We start from the raw sequence: 4569 nt of genomic DNA on the forward strand, positions 1-4569 counted from the left end.
CGTTCAAACAGGCTGAATTCCAGATCATGTACGGTGAAGGTATTAACACCTTTGGTGAGTTGGTCGACCTTGGAGTTAAGCACAAGCTGATTGAAAAAGCGGGTGCCTGGTATAGCTACAACGGTGAGAAAATTGGTCAAGGTAAGGCCAATGCATGTAACTTTATCCGCGAGAATACGGCGATTGCCAATGAGCTGGATAAAAAACTACGCGATATGTTGCTAAATAAAGGTAATGAGCCAGCGGCAGCAGCTGCCAGCAGCGAAGCGGGTTTTGATGAAGATACAACTGGCGAGTCCAAAGAGGATTTTTAATTAGTTCATTATGTTAGCTAGCAGCAGCCATACAACGATCAAGGTCACGCATGTCTAAAATATTGCGTTATGCCATGAATGTGTTGGCGGTCCGCGACCACAGTGAAACCGAGTTACGCCGCAAAATTGCGGCGTTCTTGTATTCTTCGTCAGAAGAAAACGGCGATGACTCCATTGCCGTCGATCAGGAAATTGAGCAGGCCATTGCCTATTGCGCCGAGTATGGTTGGCTTGACGATAAACGATTCGCTCAACGTTACATTTCTAGTCGTAGCCGAAAAGGGTACGGTGTGCAGCGAATACGCAGCGAGTTAAGTCAGAAAGGTGTGGATAAATCGACTCAAAGCGACGCGTTACGCGCCAGTGACGTTGATTGGTATCAATTAGTTCAACAAGTCGCTGAGCGAAAGTTTGGTTATCCGCTCCCCACCGAATGGAAAGAAAAAGCGAAAGTTCAGCGTTACCTCTTGTATCGCGGTTTTTCGCATGATGAAATTCAGTCTCTGTACACGAATTTTTCAGATTGAATGCATACGGGATTTTACTTCCCTCCTGAGAAAATTTATCTTATTCCCACTTTTTTAGTTCGTGTTTGGTCCGATTTCGTCGATATGTCGTATGGATCGGACCCGCGACCATTCTTTTAGCTTGATTTCAGGACAATTATGAGCAAGAGCACCGCTGAGATCCGTCAAGCGTTTCTCGATTTTTTCCACAGTAAGGGACACCAGATCGTCCCCAGTAGCTCCCTAGTACCAAATAACGATCCGACACTGTTATTTACGAACGCGGGGATGAACCAGTTTAAGGATGTCTTCCTTGGTCTGGATAAGCGTAGCTATTCGCGCGCTACTACGTCTCAGCGTTGCGTGCGTGCCGGTGGGAAGCATAACGATCTCGAAAACGTAGGTTATACCGCACGTCATCACACTTTCTTTGAAATGCTGGGCAACTTTAGCTTTGGCGACTATTTCAAGCATGAAGCCATCCGCAACGCCTGGGAATTACTCACCGGCGAGCAGTGGTTCAATCTGCCGAAAGAAAAGCTGTGGGTGACTGTCTATGCCACGGATGATGAAGCTTTTAATATCTGGGCCGACGAAATTGGCGTTCCGCGCGAACGCATCATCCGTATTGGTGACAACAAAGGCGCGCCGTATGCTTCAGATAACTTCTGGCAGATGGGCGACACCGGACCTTGCGGCCCATGCTCCGAGATTTTTTACGATCACGGCGACCACATCTGGGGCGGACCTCCAGGCTCTCCGGAAGAAGACGGCGACCGCTATATCGAGATCTGGAACCTGGTCTTCATGCAGTTCAATCGTCAGGCCGATGGCACGATGTTGCCGTTGCCCAAGCCTTCGGTGGATACCGGCATGGGTCTGGAACGTATCTCAGCCGTCCTGCAGCATGTGAACTCCAACTACGAAATCGATCTGTTCAAAACGCTGATCGCTGACGTAGCGAAAGTGATTGGTACAGACGATCTGGATAACAAATCGCTGCGAGTTATTGCCGACCATATTCGTTCCTGTGCTTTCCTGATCGCAGATGGCGTTATGCCGTCCAACGAAAACCGGGGCTATGTCCTGCGCCGTATCATTCGTCGCGCCGTACGTCACGGCAATATGCTGGGCGCCAAAGATACCTTCTTCTATAAGTTGGTTGCGCCGTTGATCAACGTGATGGGCTCTGCTGCAGAAGATCTGAAACGTCAGCAAGCGTTGGTCGAACAGGCATTGAAAAATGAAGAAGAGCAGTTTGCTCGGACGCTGGAACGTGGATTGGCGCTGCTGGACGAAGAGATTAATGGTCTGCAGGGCGATACGCTAGATGGCGAAGCCGCTTTCCGTCTGTACGACACTTATGGTTTCCCGCTGGATTTGACCGCGGACGTGTGCCGTGAGCGCAATATCAAGGTCGATGAAGAAGGCTTTGAACGCGCGATGGAAGCGCAGCGTCAACGAGCGCGTGAAGCTAGCGGCTTTGGCGTGGATTATAACAGCCAGATTCGCGTTGATACGGCCACTGACTTCTGCGGATACGAAAACACGGCAGGCAATGCCAACGTGATTGCGCTTTATCGTGAAGGTCAGTCTGTCGATGAAATTCATGCCGGTGAAGATGCCGTGGTCATTTTGGACAACACGCCATTCTACGGTGAGTCCGGTGGTCAGGTCGGTGACCGGGGGGAGCTCCAAACGACAGATGCGCGTTTCGTGGTGGAAGATACCCAGAAATATGGTCAGGCTATTGGTCATATCGGTAAACTCAGCCACGGTACGCTGCGAATTAATGGTACTGTGAATGCGTTGGTCGATCAGGCGCGTCGTGATCGTATTCGTCTGAATCACTCCGCGACGCATTTACTGCATTCAGCACTGCGTCAGGTCCTCGGTGAGCATGTTGCTCAGAAAGGTTCTCTGGTGAATGATCGCCACCTGCGTTTCGACTTCTCGCATACGGAAGCCATGAAACCGGAACAGATTCGTCAGGTCGAAGATATTGTTAATGCTCAGGTTCGTCGCAATTTGCCGATCGAAACCGAAGTGATGGCGATCTCAGAGGCTAAGTCAAAAGGCGCCATGGCGCTCTTTGGCGAAAAATATGATGACCATGTTCGTGTGCTGACGATGGGCGACTTCTCGATTGAGCTGTGTGGGGGGATTCATGCCAGCCGCACAGGGGATATCGGTCTGTTCCAGATTGTGTCGGAGTCGGGCACTGCCGCAGGTATTCGTCGTATCGAAGCGGTGACGGGTGAAAATGCGATCAACGCACTGCATCGTCAGAGTGATGTATTGCAGGAAGTGACCGCGTTGGTCAAAGGCGATAGCAATAATCTGGCCGAAAAAGTACGTTCTGTTATCGATCGTACGCGTACGCTGGAAAAAGAGCTGCAGCAGTTGAAAGCGCAACAAGCGGCACAAGAAAGCTCCTCCTTGGCGGGTAAAGCGAAAGAGGTGAAAGGTGTGAAACTGCTGGTCGTTCAGCTCAATGACGTGGAGCCCAAAATGCTGCGTACGATGGTCGATGACCTGAAAAACCAGCTGGGGTCTGCGATTATCGTTCTGGCTACGGCAGCCGAAGGTAAGGTCAGCCTTATCTCCGGAGTGACGAAAGAGCTGACCAGCAAGGTGAAAGCAGGCGAGCTTATCGGCTTTGTCGCCAGTCAGGTTGGCGGTAAGGGCGGTGGTCGTCCTGATATGGCCCAGGCGGGCGGCAGTGACGTTAACGCTCTGCCAGCGGCTCTGGAGAGCGTTGAAGCCTGGGTGGTTGATAAGCTATAACTAAATTATCAATGTTATCTAGACAAACGTCGTAACCTTAAACAGTTTTGGCGCCTTGGGCTTGCGAAAACGGATGAACGCAAGCCAGATGGAGTTTATAAGCCCCTGGAATACCGGGGGCAGTAAGACCTACCGTCTGGCTGTGATAACAAAAATCGCAAGCTGTCTTATATCGACTAGACTGAACATTAGTAACAACTATGAGTGGGATGATGAACAATCATCATCTGGGTTTACGTTTTCTTGGCCCATGACGGATAATGGTGAGAAAATGAAGGGGCCTGACTCTTTATAATCTTTTCAAGGAGCAAAGAATGCTTATTTTAACTCGTCGAGTTGGCGAAACCCTCATGATCGGCGATGAGGTTACGGTTACTGTACTGGGAGTAAAGGGCAATCAGGTACGCATTGGTGTCAACGCCCCCAAAGAGGTCTCCGTTCACCGCGAAGAGATTTATCAGCGCATTCAGGCAGAGAAGTCTCAGCCTACATCGTATTAATTGACAATGCGTCTCGCAAAACGAGGCGCCATTGCTTCTATCGCTCGTTTTAGTCGTATTTCCTGTTTTCCCCATCTATGTTCCGCATTTGTTTCTTCCTGCTCACGAGCATGATAAGCAATTGTTTTTCTGTTGATAAAACACACTTTGTGTTGCCAATCTGTACGTATTGACCGCGAAGTGTGCAAACAAACATGATGAGGGAAAAATTGTTTGACTTATAAGTCGTGGAAAGTAATATGTGCGCCACGCAGTACCGGTGAGCACGAAACGAAAGATGAGTTGAGTATCACAGGTCATGTTAGGTGAGGTGGCCGAGAGGCTGAAGGCGCTCCCCTGCTAAGGGAGTATGCGGTCAAAAGCTGCATCGAGGGTTCGAATCCCTCCCTCACCGCCATTTAATTGATTATGCATCCGTAGCTCAGCTGGATAGAGTACTCGGCTACGAACCGAGCGGTCGGA

At 49.9% G+C, this 4569-nt stretch carries 3 protein-coding genes, 1 tRNA gene and 1 pseudogene; all 5 read left to right on the top strand.

From position 1 onward, the window contains the following. A pseudogene (gene recA / locus Q7O77_RS14875) lies at nt 1–314 on the top strand (recombinase RecA); the annotation flags it as partial. Between the two features lie 50 nt (nt 315–364). After that, nucleotides 365–841: a recombination regulator RecX gene (gene recX / locus Q7O77_RS14880; RefSeq protein WP_304168887.1), complete on the top strand. Its 477-nt coding sequence runs from the start codon at nt 365–367 to the stop codon at nt 839–841. Between the two features lie 138 nt (nt 842–979). Further along, nucleotides 980–3607 carry an alanine--tRNA ligase gene (alaS, locus tag Q7O77_RS14885; protein ID WP_304168890.1) on the top strand — a complete coding sequence of 876 codons (2628 nt, stop codon included), beginning with the start codon at nt 980–982 and terminating at the stop codon, nt 3605–3607. Between the two features lie 314 nt (nt 3608–3921). Continuing rightward, nucleotides 3922–4107 carry a carbon storage regulator CsrA gene (csrA, locus tag Q7O77_RS14890; RefSeq protein ID WP_005972168.1) on the top strand — a complete coding sequence of 62 codons (186 nt, stop codon included), beginning with the start codon at nt 3922–3924 and terminating at the stop codon, nt 4105–4107. A 304-nt stretch (nt 4108–4411) separates the two neighbouring features. Next, a tRNA-Ser gene (locus tag Q7O77_RS14895) sits at nt 4412–4504 on the top strand. Nucleotides 4505–4569: the final 65 nt, after the last annotated feature.

Source organism: Lonsdalea britannica, from assembly GCF_946477055.1.
GTDB lineage: Bacteria > Pseudomonadota > Gammaproteobacteria > Enterobacterales > Enterobacteriaceae > Lonsdalea > Lonsdalea britannica_A.

Excerpts from the sequence above, each read along its gene's own strand:
- recX (WP_304168887.1), top strand. The coding sequence starts at position 365 with ATGTCTAAAATATTGCGTTATGCCATGAATGTGTTGGCGGTCCGCGAC.
- alaS (WP_304168890.1), top strand. The coding sequence starts at position 980 with ATGAGCAAGAGCACCGCTGAGATCCGTCAAGCGTTTCTCGATTTTTTC.
- csrA (WP_005972168.1), top strand. The coding sequence starts at position 3,922 with ATGCTTATTTTAACTCGTCGAGTTGGCGAAACCCTCATGATCGGCGAT.